This is a genomic window from Pseudomonas sp. PA-1-6B, assembly GCF_021609545.1.
Taxonomy (GTDB): Bacteria; Pseudomonadota; Gammaproteobacteria; order Pseudomonadales; family Pseudomonadaceae; genus Aquipseudomonas; species Aquipseudomonas fluorescens_BV.
Genome location: NZ_WJZM01000039.1, coordinates 39,017 through 55,135 on the forward strand (window position 1 = coordinate 39,017; position 16,119 = coordinate 55,135).

Here is a 16,119-nt window from a genome sequence, read left to right on the forward strand (position 1 = left end):
ACCTGCTGTGCCTATGATCGGTCGCCTGGTGGTGGTCGGCCTGGGGTTGATCGGTGGCTCCTTCGCCAAGGGCCTGCGTGAAAGCGGGCTGTGTGGCGAAGTGGTGGGCGTGGACCTCGACCCGCAGTCGCGCAAGTTGGCGGTGGAGTTGGGCGTGGTGGACCGCTGTGAAGCGGACCTGGCCGTTGCGTGCCAGGGCGCGGATGTGATCCAGCTCGCTGTGCCGATCCTGGCCATGGAGAAATTGCTGGCGGTACTGGCTGGTATGGACCTCGGGCAAGCGATCCTTACCGATGTGGGCAGCGCCAAAGGCAACGTGGTGCGTGCGGCACGATTGGCGTTTGGTGGCATGCCGCCGCGCTTTGTGCCGGGCCATCCCATTGCTGGCTCCGAGCAGAGCGGGGTGGAGGCATCCAATGCGCAGTTGTTCCGTCGGCATAAGGTCATCCTGACGCCGCTTGCGCAAACCGACCCAGCGGCGTTGGCAGTGGTGGATCGTCTCTGGCGCGAGCTGGGCGCGGATGTGGAGCATATGCAGGTCGAGCGTCACGACGAAGTGTTGGCAGCGACCAGTCACTTGCCGCATCTGTTGGCATTTGGCTTGGTGGATTCGCTGGCCAAGCGCAACGAGAACCTCGAGATTTTCCGTTACGCGGCGGGTGGTTTTCGCGATTTCACGCGGATTGCCGGCAGCGATCCGGTGATGTGGCACGACATCTTTCTCGCCAATCGCGAAGCGGTGTTGCGTACCCTGGACACCTTCCGCACTGATCTCGACGCCTTGCGCGAGGCCGTGGATGCGGGAGACGGCCATCAACTGCTGGGCGTGTTCACCCGTGCGCGGGTGGCGCGCGAACATTTCAGCAAGATCCTCGCGCGCCGGGCCTACATGGAAGCCGCAGTGAACACCGATGACCTGACCTTCATCGCCAGCCCGGGTGGCCGCTTGAGCGGGCGCATCCGCGTGCCGGGTGACAAGTCGATCTCTCATCGTTCGATCATGTTGGGGTCGTTGGCCGAGGGTGTGACCGAGGTGGAAGGCTTCCTTGAGGGTGAAGACGCCCTGGCGACCTTGCAGGCTTTTCGTGACATGGGCGTGGTGATCGAGGGGCCACACCATGGACGAGTGACTATTCACGGTGTCGGCCTGCAGGGCCTGAAGGCTGCGCCGGGGCCGATCTATGTGGGCAATTCCGGCACATCGATGCGCCTGTTGGCCGGTGTATTGGCGGCGCAGAGCTTTGACAGCGTGCTGACCGGCGATGCCTCGCTGTCCCAGCGCCCGATGAACCGCGTAGCCAAGCCGCTGCGGGAAATGGGCGCAATCATCGAAACCGGGCCGGACGGGCGTCCGCCACTGAGCATTCGTGGCGGGCAATCGCTCAAAGGCTTGAACTATGTACTGCCCATGGCCAGTGCCCAGGTGAAATCCTGCCTGTTGTTGGCGGGGTTGTACGCTGAGGGTAAAACCTCGGTGACCGAGCCCGCACCGACCCGCGACCACACCGAGCGCATGCTGCGCGGCTTTGGTTACCCGGTGGCGGTGCAGGGCGCGACGGTGTCGCTGGCGTCGGGGCATGGGTTGACCGCTACGCGTATTGAAGTGCCGGGGGATATTTCGTCTTCGGCGTTCTTCCTGGTGGCGGCCTCGATTGCCGAGGGCTCCGAGCTGTTGCTGGAGCATGTCGGTATCAACCCGACCCGCACCGGGGTAATCGATATCCTGCGGCTGATGGGGGCTGATATCACCCTTGAAAATCAGCGCGAGGTGGGCGGCGAGCCGGTTGCGGATCTACGTGTGCGTGCCGCCGCGCTCAAGGGCATCGAAATTCCAGAGGCCCTGGTGCCGTTGGCGATTGATGAGTTCCCTGTGCTGTTTATTGCCGCAGCCTGCGCTCAAGGTCGCACCGTTTTGCGCGGTGCCGAGGAGCTGCGGCTCAAGGAGTCCGATCGTATCCAGGTGATGGCCGACGGTCTGTTGGCCCTGGGCGTGAAGTGTGAACCCACGCCTGATGGGCTTATCATTGACGGCGGCCCGATGGGTGGCGGTGAAGTGCATGCCCATGGCGATCATCGGATTGCCATGGCGTTCAGTGTGGCTTCCCTGCGGGCGAAGGCGCCTATTCGTATTCTTGACTGCGCCAATGTTGCTACGTCTTTTCCGAACTTTCTGACACTGTGTGCCCAAGTCGGCATCCGTGTTGCCCAAGAGGCTCAATTGTGAATATCAAAGCACCGGTGATTACCATCGACGGGCCAAGCGGCTCGGGCAAAGGCACAATCGCTGGCATTCTGGCCAAGCGCCTGGGTTGGTGCCTGCTGGATTCTGGCGCGCTGTACCGCCTGCTGGCGTTTGCTGCGCACAACCATGGTGTTGACCTGACCAACGAAGAATTGCTGACGAAGCTTGCCGCCCATCTGGATGTGCAGTTCATCGCGGCGACCGAGGGGCAGTTGCAGCGCATCATTCTGGAAGGTGATGAAGTCAGCGATGTGATTCGCACCGAGAGTATCGGTGCGGGTGCCTCCCAAGTGGCCGCGCTGCCCGCCGTGCGCGAGGCGCTGCTGCAGCGCCAGCGCGCATTCCAGGAGGCGCCGGGCCTGGTGGCCGATGGCCGCGACATGGGCACGGTGGTGTTTCCCGAGGCGCCGCTGAAGATTTTCCTGACCGCCAGCGCCGAAGAGCGGGCACGCCGCCGTTACTTGCAGTTGAAGGGCAAAGTCGATGGTGTTAGTCTGTCGAGTCTGCTAGATGAGATCCGTGCACGCGATGAGCGTGATACCCAGCGTGCGGTAGCCCCGCTCAAACCGGCGGCTGACGCCATACAGCTGGATTCCACGGAGCTGTCCATCGAGCAGGTGCTGGAACGCATCATGAGTGAAATCGCCATTCGCGATATCGCCGGGTGATCAAGAAGGCCGCAGGGGACCAGTCATAGTCCTGCGGTGGCTTCTTTTAACTGAAACTGACCCACACCGTCTGGGGTGTGGAGATGGGCGTATTCTTCGCCCTTATCAACAGGAATTAAAATGAGCGAAAGCTTTGCGGAACTCTTTGAAGAAAGCCTAAAAACCCTGAACCTTCAGGCAGGCTCCATCATCACCGGTGTTATCGTTGATATCGATTACCAAGCTCGCTGGGTAACCGTTCACGCTGGTCTGAAGTCTGAAGCTCTGATCCCGCTGGAACAGTTCTACAACGATGCTGGTGACCTGACTATCAATGTCGGTGACGAAGTTCACGTTGCTCTGGACTCGGTTGAAGACGGTTTCGGTGAAACCAAGCTGTCCCGTGAAAAAGCCAAGCGCGCTGAATGCTGGATTGTTCTCGAAGCAGCCTTCGCAGCTGAAGAAGTGGTCAAGGGCGTTATCAACGGTAAGGTTAAAGGCGGCTTCACTGTCGACGTTAACGGCATCCGTGCGTTCCTGCCAGGTTCTTTGGTCGACGTTCGTCCAGTGCGCGACACCACGCACCTGGAAGGCAAAGAACTCGAATTCAAAGTCATCAAGCTCGACCAGAAGCGCAACAACGTTGTCGTTTCCCGTCGCAGCGTGCTGGAAGCAGAGAACTCCGCCGAGCGTGAAGCTCTGCTGGAATCCCTGCAGGAAGGCCAACAAGTCAAAGGTATCGTCAAGAACCTCACCGATTACGGCGCATTCGTCGATCTGGGTGGCGTCGATGGCCTGCTGCACATTACCGACATGGCTTGGAAGCGTATCAAGCATCCTTCCGAAATCGTCAACGTTGGCGACGAGATCGATGTCAAGGTTCTGAAGTACGATCGTGAGCGTAACCGCGTTTCCCTGGGCTTGAAGCAGCTGGGCGAAGATCCATGGGTTGCTATCAAGGCTCGTTACCCAGAAAGCACTCGCGTAACCGCGCGTGTTACCAACCTGACCGACTACGGCTGCTTCGCAGAGCTGGAAGAAGGCGTGGAAGGCCTGGTACACGTTTCCGAAATGGACTGGACCAACAAGAACATCCACCCTTCGAAAGTCGTACAAGTCGGCGACGAAGTGGAAGTTATGGTTCTGGACATCGACGAAGAGCGTCGTCGTATCTCCCTGGGCATCAAGCAGTGCAAATCTAACCCATGGGAAGATTTCTCTGGCCAGTTCAACAAGGGCGATAAAATCTCCGGCACCATCAAGTCGATCACCGATTTCGGTATCTTCATTGGTCTGGACGGCGGCATCGACGGCCTGGTTCACCTGTCCGACATCTCCTGGAACGAAGTTGGCGAAGAAGCTGTTCGTCGTTTCAAGAAGGGCGACGAGCTGGACACCGTTATCCTGTCGGTTGACCCAGAGCGCGAGCGCATCTCCCTGGGTATCAAGCAACTGGAAAGCGATCCGTTCTCCGAGTACGTTCAAGAGAACGACAAAGGCGCCATCGTTAAAGGCACTGTGAAAGAAGTTGACGCCAAAGGCGCCATCATCGTTCTGGCCGACGATATCGAAGCGACTCTGAAAGCCTCCGAAATCAGCCGTGACCGCGTTGAAGACGCGCGCAACGTTCTGAAAGAAGGCCAGGAAGTAGAAGCCAAGATCATCAGCGTTGACCGCAAGAGCCGCGTGATTCAGCTCTCCATCAAGTCGAAAGACGAAGTGGAAGAGAAAGAAGCTATCCAGAGCCTGAAAGAAGCTGCTCCGGAAGCTGCTGCTGACACCACCATGGCGGCACTGCTGCGCCAGGCAATGGCTAAGCAGAACTAAGTTCTGTAAAGCTGTAGAAAAAGGGCGACCTCGGTCGCCCTTTTTTGTGCCTGAAATTTGATGAAGCAACTGCACCGAACGAAGGTGTTCAGCCCAATGTCAGAACTGACTATAGTTTTAAAAACGGCTATTTCGCGTTGCTGACTCAATAAGGGTTTGAATGAACAGAATTATCGTAGTACTCGCTTTGCTGGCGCTTGCAGGCTGCTCCTCTACCAGCGCCAAGACCCACGCCAAGCGCGGCGTCAGCGGCATCGAGATCGACTGCTCTGGCCTGGGCAACAAGTGGGAAAAGTGCGAAAAACGCGCCGCCCGTGAGTGCAAGATGCAGGGCTACAAGGTCATTACCCGCTCCAGTGATGCGGAGGACGAAGAGGGCGACTACCTGTTCGGCTGGAACCCTGCTGGCGCGGTGACGCGGACCATGTTGGTAATCTGTAAGTAAGGGGTTGACCGCTCGCTGAGCGTGTTTATTCAGCCCCACATAAGTTGACACATGGGCTGTTCAAATTCATCAACTCATGCTAAAACCTTCGGAGCGCTTTTCCTAGCTGCTTGAAAAAGAAGGGAAAAATATGACGAAGTCGGAGTTGATCGAACGAATTGTCACCCATCAAGGGCTGCTCTCATCCAAGGATGTGGAGCTGGCTATCAAGACCATGCTTGAGCAAATGTCCCAATGCCTCGCCACCGGAGATCGCATCGAAATCCGCGGCTTCGGCAGCTTCTCCCTGCACTACCGCGCACCGCGCGTAGGCCGCAACCCAAAAACCGGCCAATCCGTCAGCCTAGATGGCAAATTCGTTCCCCACTTCAAACCGGGCAAGGAATTGCGCGATCGGGTGAACGAAGAAGAGGAAGAAGGCGTCTGAGTGTTTTTGGGGAAGGAGAAGGGTATGCGTGGGGTTAAGCGCGTTGTTGCGGTGTTGATTGCGGTGCTTGCGGCTTTGGTGGTTCTGGCGTTTGTGCTGGAGAACCAGCAGGGCGTGGCACTGTCGTTCCTGGGGTGGAGTACTGCGCAGATGCCGGTGGCGGTGTTTGTGGTGGTGGCTTTGATTGTGGGGATGTTGATTGGGCCGATGTTGGGGGTGGTTGTGCGTAGGCGTAGGGGTAAGGCGGTGGCTTAAGGTTTAAGTCTTGGTTGGCAGTTGTGATGCGGATCAGCGGTGTTGGCGACCGTTTGTCAGAAACCTTATCATGTCGAGCGCTTTGAGCTGCGTAGCGACCTAGCCCCGTTGGTTGCGACAGTTCTCTTGGGAAATTCAGAATCGCCCTACAGACATGTCAAGACTTGTAATATGCCAAAGAGATGGCAGAATGGAATCTGTTCTCGATAACAGGCATTTTGTGCGCTCAAAATTTGGCAGAGACGCTGGGTTTTGACGGTCACCCAATTAGAATAAAAAACGCAATTTTGTCTGCATAACGAGCCCGCAGTTTCTCTTTGAAGGCAGGTTTTTGTTGTGAGTAGTAGCCTCCGTATTCCCCCAGCACCTATATCCGACGGGATCGACCTTGTCGCGATGTTTCAATCTGTTTGGCAGCAAAAAAAGCTGCTGGCTCTGGTAACCTTAAGCTGTGTGCTAATAGCAGCTTCTTATGCTTTCCTCGCGACTCCTGAATATAAGGTCAGTTCTGTGCTGCGGCCGGCTGCCATCAATGAGTTGGATGCGCTCAATCGCTCTGAGATTTATCAGTTGCCACCCTCCGATGCTCTACTCCGGGTCGGCGCAGCGCTGGATTCTTACGATGCTCGATTGGCTTTCTTTAGGGCCAACCCCAAGTTGTTCGAAAAATTTGTGCGTCCGGGTCAAACGCTTGAGCAAAGTTTTGAAGATTTCAACCGAAACTCTATTCGATTGATTCTTCCAGAGCCTGAAAAGAAGAATTTGCTGAGCGCTTATGTAAAACTTGAAATGACCTATCCTGAAGGCGTTGATGGGGTCGCTATTCTTAATGGTTTTGTCGATTATGCCATCGCCAGTGAGCGTGAAAAAGTTGCTGCCGACTTGAAGGTAATTGTCAATAACCGTCTTAGCGAGTTGAAGGGTAAGCTTGAAGCCGCTCGCTCGGGTTATGATATTGAAAAAACTGCCAAAATAGCCTCGTTGCAGGAGGCCGACTCATTGAGGCTTGCGCAGCTTCAGGATGAGTTAAGGGCGCTTCGTGCCCAGTTGAAAACGCTTCGTAATGATCGAATCGCTCAGTTGAATGAGGCAATTGGTATAGCCAAATCCTTAGGCATCCAAAAACCTACTACACCCTCTTCATTGGGTGAGTCGGGGAGTGCTGTAGCTGGTAGCGTAATGCGAACAGAGATCAATAACCAGCAAACGCCTCTATATTTTATGGGGGTGGATGCGCTAAAGGCAGAGCTCGCTCAGTTGAGAAGTCGGGTGTCGGATGAATTTACTGAGCCGCGTATCGCTCAGATTGCCAAAGAAATTCAGCTATTGGCATCCAATCGAGAAGTTGAGGTGCTGAAAGCTCGGAAAAATGAAGAAATTTTTCTTGCTGGGGTTCAGCCGCTGCGAGCTGAGATGTCTCGACTAAGCAGTCTAAATATTGACATGACCAAGCTGAAGTTGGTGAGTGTCGATCAGCAGGCACTTGAGCCGTTGGCGCCAGCGAGCCCGAATCGGCCGCTGGTGCTTCTGCTTGGCTTGCTCCTGGGCGGGGTGCTTGCGATATGTATTGCGCTCGCCAGGCAGGCAATACAGGGAGGCAAAATTTTCGCGCATAACGGAAAGGTTGATTCTATCTCTATTGCTAGTTCTGACCCTCGTACAGAAGGGGATTTATCCGGTCGGCGTTCACGGAGCGGTAATAGTTTGCTGGCGAAATGATCCGCTATTCGTGAGGCGTTTGGCCTCACTTTTTTATGTGTTAGGGAACGCTGGCTAGCTGACCACGTCGGACTGGGAGGCGTTGGCTGGGGCTCGGGGTAATGTGTGTGTTCTCTACGTAGGTTTGGGCCTGGCTGGAGGGCACTATCGCCAATGGGCGAATGATCTCATGGGGGTAACCAAGGTCGTTATGGTGTAGGTCAGAGGCTTGGTTGCTCACAGAAAGCACTTGCGGCGATCGATATAACTGGTTGAGCGCGGGTTTGTTTGAGCTTTGAGGGTAAGGCGGCGGCCAGTTTCCGATGACTGGAATTGCGAGGGCGTGCGAAATGGGCTTGCTCGAAGAGAGACGTTATGTCGTCAGTACGCTTGTTAATGTTATGCTGCCGAGCAGAAGCGGCCATGGCCTGAACAGTATAACCGGTAGGTTTGGCAGGAACATGCTCAGATCGCCAGTTTCGAGCTTATTCTCTGACTAAATTATGATATGGAATCATCGGTAATGACTTTAAAGATTTTGAGTGTTTTCGGTACGCGACCGGAAGCTATAAAAATGGCTCCCTTAGCTCTGGCGTTGCGCGCAGATGAGCGTTTTGACGCTAAGATCTGCGTCACGGGGCAGCACCGTGAAATGCTGGATCAAGTGTTAGAGTTGTTTAAACTCGAACCTGATTTTGATCTCGCTATTATGAAGAGTGGTCAGGATCTTACTGATGTGACTACTTGCATTCTTCAAGGGATGAAGGAAGTATTTCATAATTATAAGCCTGATATTGTACTGGTGCATGGTGATACTGCAACCACATTTGCAACTACTTTGGCGGCTTACTATAAGCAGATTCCTGTGGGTCATATTGAGGCCGGTCTGCGGACAGGTAATCTTTATTCTCCTTGGCCAGAAGAAGCCAACCGAAAGCTGACGGGAGCCTTGGCATGTCTCCATTTTGCTCCGACCGAAAGATCGCAGCAGAATCTCCTCCGTGAAGGGATAGCATCTAGTTCCGTGTACGTGACAGGCAATACCGTTATTGATGCACTACTTGAGGTCGTGCAGAAGCTGGAATCTGATGATCAGCTTAAACAGAAATTCTCAGAGCAATTTTCATTTTTGCGCGACCAGCGCCGCATTATTCTTGTTACTGGCCATCGCCGTGAAAGTTTTGGTGATGGGTTTGAAAGAATATGCAGTTCGCTTGCTTCGATTGCGCATGAATTTGATGATGTTGAAATCGTATATCCTGTTCATCTGAATCCAAACGTTCGTGAGCCTGTCAATCGTTTATTGGCCGGTATCGATAATGTTCACCTTATAGAGCCGTTAGATTACCTTCCGTTCGTCTATCTTATGAATCGTTCGTACTTGATTTTGACGGATTCTGGTGGCGTGCAAGAGGAAGCGCCATCCTTGGGTAAGCCTGTCTTGGTCATGCGCGATACGACTGAGCGCCCCGAGGCAGTTGAAGCGGGCACAGTCAGGTTGGTTGGGACCAATAGAGAGGAAATAACTCATCATCTGCGTGAACTTCTCTTGAATAAAAACGCCTATCAGGAAATGAGTTTTGCTCATAATCCTTATGGTGATGGTAACGCTTGCGCGCGTATTATCACGGCTCTTGCCAATTTTGATATTAAGGTTTAAATATGGGTTTTTCCACAGTTTCTGTCATTGGTTTGGGTTATATTGGTCTGCCAACCGCCGCCGTTTTTGCTGCGCGTAAGGTGAAAGTTGTTGGTGTGGATGTTAATCAGAAGGCTGTCGATACTATTAATGACGGAAAAATTCATATTGTTGAACCTGACTTAGATATAGTTGTACATGCCGCCGTGACTGAAGGTTATCTCCGCGCTAGTACTAGCCCTGAGCCGGCCGATGCTTTTTTAATAGCTGTGCCTACTCCTTTCAAGGATGATCACGCTCCGGATCTTTCCTATATTGAGTCCGCAAGTAAGTCTATTGCACCTGTTCTTAAAAGCGGGGATTTGGTCATTCTCGAGTCCACTTCGCCTGTCGGTGCAACTGAAAAGATGGCTTTATGGTTGGCGGAAGCTCGTCCCGATTTGACGTTTCCTCAAACTCATGGTGAAGCATCCGATATTCGTATCGCGCACTGTCCGGAGCGGGTGCTTCCTGGTCATGTGTTACGTGAGTTGGTACAAAATGATCGTGTCATTGGTGGAATGACTCCCAAGTGCTCTGATGCCGCAGCACGATTATATAAGTTGTTCGTGGAGGGCGAATGTATCATAACAAACGCTCGAACTGCAGAGATGTGCAAGTTGACTGAGAATAGCTTTCGCGACGTTAATATCGCGTTTGCCAATGAATTGTCTATGATATGCGATAAGTTTGATGTTGATGTATGGGAGCTTATAAAGCTTGCCAATCGACATCCTCGTGTCAATATCTTGCAGCCGGGGCCTGGTGTCGGTGGGCACTGTATCGCTGTTGATCCTTGGTTCATTGTAAGTCAGGCAGAAGGCCAGGCCAGGTTGATCAAGACTGCGCGGGAGGTTAATGATTCGAAACCTCAGTGGGTTATGAACAAGGTCGATGCTGCGGTGGCTGATCATCTTTCGACTCATTCAGAGAAGTCTGAGAAAGACGTCGTCATTGCTTGCTTCGGTCTTGCATTCAAGCCCGATATTGATGACCTGCGCGAAAGCCCGGCTCTGGAAATTACTCGCAATATTTCAAGTCGTCACGCGGGGGAAATTTTAGTCGTGGAGCCTAATATTCTTTCTTTACCTGGCTCGCTCAAAAATGCTGAACTCTGCACAGCAGAAGAAGCAATTTCTCGTGCTGATGTTCTATTGTTACTAGTAGATCACAAACCATTTAAATCTATTCCGGCATCGGCTCTTCAAGGCCGCCAGATTGTTGATACACGCGGAATTTGGCTGGTATGAAGATACTACCCGTTATTATGTCAGGGGGGGCGGGAACCCGACTTTGGCCTCTTAGTCGAACTCTCTACCCAAAGCAGTTTCTGGCTATTTCAGGTCGGGAAACTTTGTTTCAGCAGGCTGTTGATCGAGTTTTGAAGGTAGGTGGGCAAGGTGTCGAGGTACTGCAGCCTTGCATCGTTGCGAATGATGAGCACCGCTTCCTTTGCCTAGATCAGATCCGGGAAATGAATGTTTCTAAAGCTGTTGTCATTCTTGAGCCGGTAGGACGCAATACAGCCCCTGCGCTTACGTTGGCGGCGCTCTATGCACGCGATGAAGTTGGGATGGAGGTTGACCCCGTCCTGGTTGTGGTCCCGGCCGACCAAATGATTCTTGATATTCAAGCCTTTACTGATACGGTCAGTAAAGCTGTAGACGTTGCAAAAGACGGCAGCATTGTAATCTTGGGCATCAAGCCTGATCGCCCTGAAACGGGTTATGGTTATATCCATTCTGCAGACCCCTCTGCCGTCAAGAGGGTGGATTCGTTTGTTGAAAAGCCTGGGCGGTCAACTGCAGAAAAATACTTGGAAGATGGAAGCTATTTCTGGAATAGCGGTATTTTCGTGCTGCGTGCGTCAATCTGGTTGAAAGCACTGAGCGCGTTCAGAAGAGACATCTTCGATGCCACTGAGGCCGCCTGGAAGGGCCGGGCCCAGGATAACGGGTTTATACGACCACAACTGGACGCGTTTTCCCTGATACCGCCAGAGTCGATTGACTATGCTGTGATCGAGCATTGTGCGAAAACGCCGTCAGCCGGCTTGACGTTGAAAATGCTGACGATGGACGCCGGTTGGTCCGACCTTGGGGCATGGGATGCTGTTTGGCGTTCGAGTGAGAAGGACGAAAAACAGAACGCTACCCATGGGGATGTAATATTAGATTCCAGTTCTAATACATTGGTTTACGCCTCTCACCGTTTAGTAACGGCCGTGGGGCTTGAAAATATCGTTATCGTCGAAACGCCTGATGCTGTGTTAGTCGCGGATAAAGACCGCAGTCAGGGCGTGAAGGCCATTGTCGAAGCGTTGAATGCCAAGGTCAGGCCAGAGTCAAAGCTCCATCGCCGCGTTCATCGACCCTGGGGCTGGTACGACAGCATAGATTCCGGCTCGCGCTTTCAGGTGAAGCGTATATTGGTGAAGCCGAAAGCAACGCTAAGTTTGCAGAAGCATTACCATCGGGCGGAGCATTGGATTGTTGTGTCTGGCACCGCAGAGGTGACCTGTGAAGATCGTGTTTTTCAGTTGAATGAAAATCAGAGTACTTATATCCCTATTGGCCATGTTCATCGCCTTTCCAATCCCGGCACTATTCCTCTTGAGATCATAGAAGTGCAGTCAGGAACGTATTTGGGCGAAGATGATATCGTTCGATTTGACGATACTTATGGACGTGTTTAGGGTTTAAATTTTTAGGAGTTGTATCGATGCAGAAGCACGCGCTGGTTACGGGGGTTACAGGTCAAGACGGGGCGTACCTTGTCGAACTACTGTTGTCCAAGGGTTATAAAGTCTATGGCGCTTATCGCCGGACAAGTTCTGTAAGTTTCTGGCGGTTAGAGGAGCTGGGAGTTCTTGAGCATGACGATCTCCACCTCGTAGAATTTGATTTGACTGATCTGTCCGGGGCTATTCGTTTAATTCAGAATTGCGTACCGGACGAGGTTTATAATCTCGCGGCTCAAAGTTTTGTAGGTGTTTCGTTCGATCAGCCAATCACAACGGCACAGATTACTGGTGTCGGTGCGCTCAATTTGCTCGAAGCAATCCGTATAGTAAATCCCAAGATTCGTTTCTATCAAGCTTCGACATCTGAGATGTTTGGATTGGTCCAGGCGGTTCCTCAATCTGAGAGTACACCCTTCTATCCGCGTAGTCCTTACGGTGTTGCGAAGCTGTTTGCGCATTGGACAACGATTAACTATCGTGAGTCGTACGATATCTTTGCTACCAGCGGCATTCTATTCAATCACGAGTCTCCTCTGCGGGGGAAAGAGTTTGTTACTCGCAAGATTACTGATGCTGTTGCCAGTATCGAAATTGGCAAGCAGCAAGTCCTGGAACTTGGAAATATGGACGCCAAGCGGGATTGGGGGTTCGCTAAAGAGTATGTAGATGGCATGCATCGAATGTTGCAAGTCGACACGCCGGAAACTTTTGTACTCGCTACAAATCGCACTGAAACCGTTCGTGATTTTGTTTCGATGAGTTTTAAAGCTGTGGGTGTTGATATCGAGTGGTCTGGAAGCGCTGAGAACGAGTTTGGTGTGGACCGTCGAACCGGTATCACTAGGGTAAAAGTCAACCCGCGCTTCTATCGACCTGCAGAAGTAGAATTGTTGATTGGCGATGCGTCATTTGCAAAAGAGCGATTGGGTTGGAAACCAGAAACCACCCTAGAGCAACTGTGCCAGTTGATGGTTGACGCTGATCTAAGAAGGGTTCGCAATGGCACTTCAAAGTAAAGAGCGGACGGTGCTGATTACGGGGCTCTCGGGTTTCACTGGAAAGCACTTGGCGGAAAATCTCACCAAGGCCGGCTGGCGCGTTGCTGGCCTGGGAGGAGTGCGGCTCGCCTGTGAGTTTGATCACCTAGACGCGGATCTTAATGATACGAAGCGACTAAGTGATTGGATAAAGCAGGTTCAACCTACTCATATTATTCATTTAGCCGCGTTGGCCCATGTTACTGGCAGCGATGCCTTATCATACTATCGCGTCAATGTATTGGGTACGGAAAGCCTTCTTAATGCGATTAAGGAGGCGGAGATAGTTGTAGAAAAAATTATAATTGCGAGCAGTGCAAATATTTACGGAAATGCAATTTCGTCGCCTGTTTCTGAAAGCAGTGAGCCGCAGCCTGTTAATCACTATGCGTTGAGCAAACTAACGATGGAGGCGCTTGTTCGCAAGTGGTTTTCTCGTATGCCGATACTGGTAGTGCGGCCTTTCAACTACACTGGCCCCGGCCAATCGGAGTCGTTCGTTTTCTCCAAGATCGTGGGCGCGTTTGCTCGAGGGGAAAAAGAGCTCAGATTAGGTAACCTGGATGTTTCTCGTGATCTATCTGATGTGGGTTTCGTGGTTGAGGCATATACAAGATTGTTGACGACTAATCAGCGCAGCGAATTTATAAATATATGCTCGGGTCGTAGCATTTCCTTGTTAAGCGTGATTGATGAGATGGAGCAGATCGCAGGTTATCGGCCAGCGGTTGTAGTTGATCCTGCCTTTGTCAGAGAGGATGAAGTTAAAGAACTTTACGGCAGTCCAGCCAAACTCTTTGATACGGTAGGTAAAATTGATGTGCCTAGCTTGCACGATACATTGCTATCAATGTATCAGCAGAAGGCATTTGTTTAATATCGTGGCTGGTAACGGGTCGGTGCTCTAGTGCGCATATGTTTTTTTGCTAATATGTCTGCTCATGCTAATTGGCGCGAGATGTTTGATAAAGTTGAGTTTTATCGGGTGGATATCCGAATTCTCAAGGAGCTTGGGCATGAAGTTGTTTTGTCCGGGACGCCAGGCACATTAGACTGGAAGGCGGATCTTTATTTTTGTTGGTGGTGGGGGCACTCGCCGCTTCCATTGCTCGCCGGGAAGCTACGCCGTCGGCCGGTGATAGTGACTGGAGCTTTTGATTATTCTACCTGCCGGAAGGAAATTCCGGGTCTATGTTACCTAGATCGGCCTTTGTGGCAGAAGGCGGTACTGCGTACCTCTTTGTTGTTAGCTGATCGAAACCTGTTTATCTCAAGATCAGAGTGTGAAGAGGTTACCGCTAACCTGCGTGTCAGAAATCCAGTGTATGCAACACTAGCGATTGACACCGATTACTATTCTCCTGGCGAGGCTCCAACTGTTGAGTCGGATTATTTTTTCACGGTAACTTGGACGAGCCGTACCAATGCCATTCGCAAAGGGCTCATTCCGACGATAGAGGCGTTCGCGCGGGTTTCGGCTAGTGCCAGCCATCTTCGACTGGTTGTTGCTGGTAAGCATGGTGATTATCTGCAGGAGCTAAAGGCCCTGACACAGCGCTTGGGCATAGAAGAGAAGGTAGAGTTTGTCGGAATGATTTCTGATGAAGAGAAACTGCACCATTATCGAAATTGCCTGGCCTATGTTCAGCCAACGCTTTACGAAGGTTTCGGGCATGCAATCGGTGAAGCACTGGCGTGTGGGTCGCGAGTTATAACTTCTCCACGGGGGGCGGTGCCAGAAGTTGCGGGTGACTTCGCTTACTGGGTCCAGCCAGACAGCCCAGAGGAAATTGCATCCGCCATGGAGGCTGTTGTCGCAACGCCGGTTTGTGCTGAAGACGCCAAAGCCAGACACCAATGGATTTCCTCGAACTATTCCATCGCAGCTCGTCGTTCGGCGCTGAAAAGTGTTCTGGATTCCTTGTCGCTGGCGAAATAAGGAGAGTTCCAGTGAGAGTACACATAAAAGTCGATGGTGGTACCGCGTGTTGAGTCGTCTGATCGGCATGTTTGAAAACTCGAAGCTATTACAGCTTGTTGTTATCACCGCCTGCATTCAAGGTGGGGTAATAATAAGTCAGTTTTTAATCACGCCTTGGGTTGACCCATCAGTTGTTGGCATGGTGCGCTCGCTGGAAACAATTATTGCTCTTGTTATCCTTGCAGGTAGCTTGGGTATGCAGAGTATCGCCATTCGTGATACCGCGGCAAGTAATGGCACTACTGATAAAAATGAAGTGCTTCGACAGGTTTTTCTGCTAGTAGTTATAGCATCAATCGGTGTCATTGCCTGTATATATGTTGCAAATAAGTTCGTGTGGAACTCTGTAATGAGCTCCTACGTGTTTACCACCTGTGGCTTAGTGCTGTTAACTAACTTGCTCCGTGTAACTACGGGGTTTGCGCAGGGTGCGAAGGTGATACGTGAGATTTACTTCGCACTGATGTTGGTTACGGGTGTCAGCATTGTTCTGCATGTTGTGTTGACCAAGTTTTTTGGTATCGAAGGCTGGATGACGGCTCGTTATATTGGAGAGTTGCTCTGTCTTGTTGCTGTGTGGTGGAAGCTGCGGTCGTATATTTTTAGCGCGCTGGATTTTCGCTTGGTAAACAGGCGTGAGTTGATGATGACCGCGAAGTCCGGGGTGACTGTCAATGCAAGTCTATTTGTGCGTTTGATGGTCGATAGTTTGCCCGTACTTATGTTGACTGCTTATCATGTTAAAATTGATGAGATCGGTTTTTTTGGTATAGCTTTGTTGAGTCTTAGTCTTGGTTTGCTTCCATTGACAATCATCGCGCAAAGGGCTATCCCAGATTTGGTGGAAGTAGTCAACGATAAAGAGATGTTGCGTGAAAGGCATCATGCGTTCTTCAGAAGTATGTTGAAGATATCCTCGTCGGTTGCGTTGTTGTTGATAGTGATTTCCCTTGTATGGTTTTTGCTTGTGGGAGGTGTTTACAAACAGGCAGCCATCTATATGTTTGTGCTGGCATTAACGCTGCCGTTGAAAGCTATTGCTCTTGTGAGTGGTACGATGTTGCTTGCATTGCGTGTATTTAGTTTGAGTTTGAAAGTCAATATAGTCGAAGGGCTGAGCGTTGCTTTGATTTTATACT

Annotated in this window: 14 protein-coding genes; all 14 read left to right on the forward strand. The window is 51.8% G+C overall.

The window, feature by feature from the left end:
• Positions 1-13 precede the first annotated feature (13 nt).
• Positions 14-2,224, forward strand: a complete 2,211-nt coding sequence (locus GIV35_RS18445; protein ID WP_233475332.1) for a bifunctional prephenate dehydrogenase/3-phosphoshikimate 1-carboxyvinyltransferase — start codon at positions 14-16, stop codon at positions 2,222-2,224.
• Positions 2,221-2,910: a (d)CMP kinase gene (gene cmk / locus GIV35_RS18450; protein ID WP_003189772.1), complete on the forward strand. Its 690-nt coding sequence runs from the start codon at positions 2,221-2,223 to the stop codon at positions 2,908-2,910. The genes GIV35_RS18445 and cmk overlap by 4 nt, the downstream gene beginning before the upstream one ends.
• A gap of 120 nt (positions 2,911-3,030) precedes the next feature.
• Entirely contained in the window at positions 3,031-4,716 is a 1,686-nt protein-coding gene (rpsA, locus tag GIV35_RS18455; protein ID WP_003189774.1) for a 30S ribosomal protein S1, read from the forward strand.
• Positions 4,717-4,876: 160 nt separating this feature from the next.
• Positions 4,877-5,161 carry a hypothetical protein gene (locus GIV35_RS18460; protein ID WP_197882956.1) on the forward strand — a complete coding sequence of 95 codons (285 nt, stop codon included), beginning with the start codon at positions 4,877-4,879 and terminating at the stop codon, positions 5,159-5,161.
• Between the two features lie 130 nt (positions 5,162-5,291).
• Complete coding sequence (gene ihfB / locus GIV35_RS18465; protein ID WP_003189779.1) at positions 5,292-5,588, forward strand: integration host factor subunit beta; 297 nt, start codon at positions 5,292-5,294, stop codon at positions 5,586-5,588.
• Between the two features lie 24 nt (positions 5,589-5,612).
• Positions 5,613-5,843: a LapA family protein gene (locus GIV35_RS18470; protein WP_213153491.1), complete on the forward strand. Its 231-nt coding sequence runs from the start codon at positions 5,613-5,615 to the stop codon at positions 5,841-5,843.
• A gap of 336 nt (positions 5,844-6,179) precedes the next feature.
• Positions 6,180-7,562: a Wzz/FepE/Etk N-terminal domain-containing protein gene (locus GIV35_RS18475; protein ID WP_223024202.1), complete on the forward strand. Its 1,383-nt coding sequence runs from the start codon at positions 6,180-6,182 to the stop codon at positions 7,560-7,562.
• 502 nt (positions 7,563-8,064) lie between these two features.
• Complete coding sequence (gene wecB, locus GIV35_RS18480) at positions 8,065-9,201, forward strand: non-hydrolyzing UDP-N-acetylglucosamine 2-epimerase (RefSeq protein ID WP_034126692.1); 1,137 nt, start codon at positions 8,065-8,067, stop codon at positions 9,199-9,201.
• 2 nt (positions 9,202-9,203) lie between these two features.
• Entirely contained in the window at positions 9,204-10,469 is a 1,266-nt protein-coding gene (gene wecC, locus GIV35_RS18485) for a UDP-N-acetyl-D-mannosamine dehydrogenase (RefSeq protein ID WP_223024201.1), read from the forward strand.
• On the forward strand, positions 10,466-11,914 hold the full coding sequence (locus tag GIV35_RS18490) for a mannose-1-phosphate guanylyltransferase/mannose-6-phosphate isomerase (protein ID WP_223024200.1): 1,449 nt from the start codon (positions 10,466-10,468) through the stop codon (positions 11,912-11,914). Before wecC ends, GIV35_RS18490 begins: the two co-directional genes overlap by 4 nt.
• Positions 11,915-11,940: 26 nt before the next feature.
• Entirely contained in the window at positions 11,941-12,978 is a 1,038-nt protein-coding gene (gene gmd / locus GIV35_RS18495; RefSeq protein ID WP_223024199.1) for a GDP-mannose 4,6-dehydratase, read from the forward strand.
• Positions 12,962-13,876, forward strand: a complete 915-nt coding sequence (locus GIV35_RS18500) for a GDP-mannose 4,6-dehydratase (protein ID WP_047710366.1) — start codon at positions 12,962-12,964, stop codon at positions 13,874-13,876. Before gmd ends, GIV35_RS18500 begins: the two co-directional genes overlap by 17 nt.
• Before the next feature lie 81 nt (positions 13,877-13,957).
• Positions 13,958-14,938: a glycosyltransferase family 4 protein gene (locus tag GIV35_RS18505; protein ID WP_233475326.1), complete on the forward strand. Its 981-nt coding sequence runs from the start codon at positions 13,958-13,960 to the stop codon at positions 14,936-14,938.
• Between the two features lie 46 nt (positions 14,939-14,984).
• Positions 14,985-16,119 (forward strand): hypothetical protein (locus GIV35_RS18510; protein ID WP_236491427.1); only part of this gene is annotated, 1,135 nt, incomplete at its 3' end.

Coding starts and splice junctions, on each gene's coding strand:
- wecB (WP_034126692.1), top strand. CDS start 8,065: ATGACTTTAAAGATTTTGAGTGTTTTCGGTACGCGACCGGAAGCTATA.
- rpsA (WP_003189774.1), top strand. CDS start 3,031: ATGAGCGAAAGCTTTGCGGAACTCTTTGAAGAAAGCCTAAAAACCCTG.
- GIV35_RS18470 (WP_213153491.1), top strand. CDS start 5,613: ATGCGTGGGGTTAAGCGCGTTGTTGCGGTGTTGATTGCGGTGCTTGCG.
- GIV35_RS18460 (WP_197882956.1), top strand. CDS start 4,877: ATGAACAGAATTATCGTAGTACTCGCTTTGCTGGCGCTTGCAGGCTGC.
- ihfB (WP_003189779.1), top strand. CDS start 5,292: ATGACGAAGTCGGAGTTGATCGAACGAATTGTCACCCATCAAGGGCTG.
- GIV35_RS18490 (WP_223024200.1), top strand. CDS start 10,466: ATGAAGATACTACCCGTTATTATGTCAGGGGGGGCGGGAACCCGACTT.
- GIV35_RS18500 (WP_047710366.1), top strand. CDS start 12,962: ATGGCACTTCAAAGTAAAGAGCGGACGGTGCTGATTACGGGGCTCTCG.
- GIV35_RS18445 (WP_233475332.1), top strand. CDS start 14: ATGATCGGTCGCCTGGTGGTGGTCGGCCTGGGGTTGATCGGTGGCTCC.
- GIV35_RS18505 (WP_233475326.1), top strand. CDS start 13,958: ATGTTTGATAAAGTTGAGTTTTATCGGGTGGATATCCGAATTCTCAAG.
- wecC (WP_223024201.1), top strand. CDS start 9,204: ATGGGTTTTTCCACAGTTTCTGTCATTGGTTTGGGTTATATTGGTCTG.
- gmd (WP_223024199.1), top strand. CDS start 11,941: ATGCAGAAGCACGCGCTGGTTACGGGGGTTACAGGTCAAGACGGGGCG.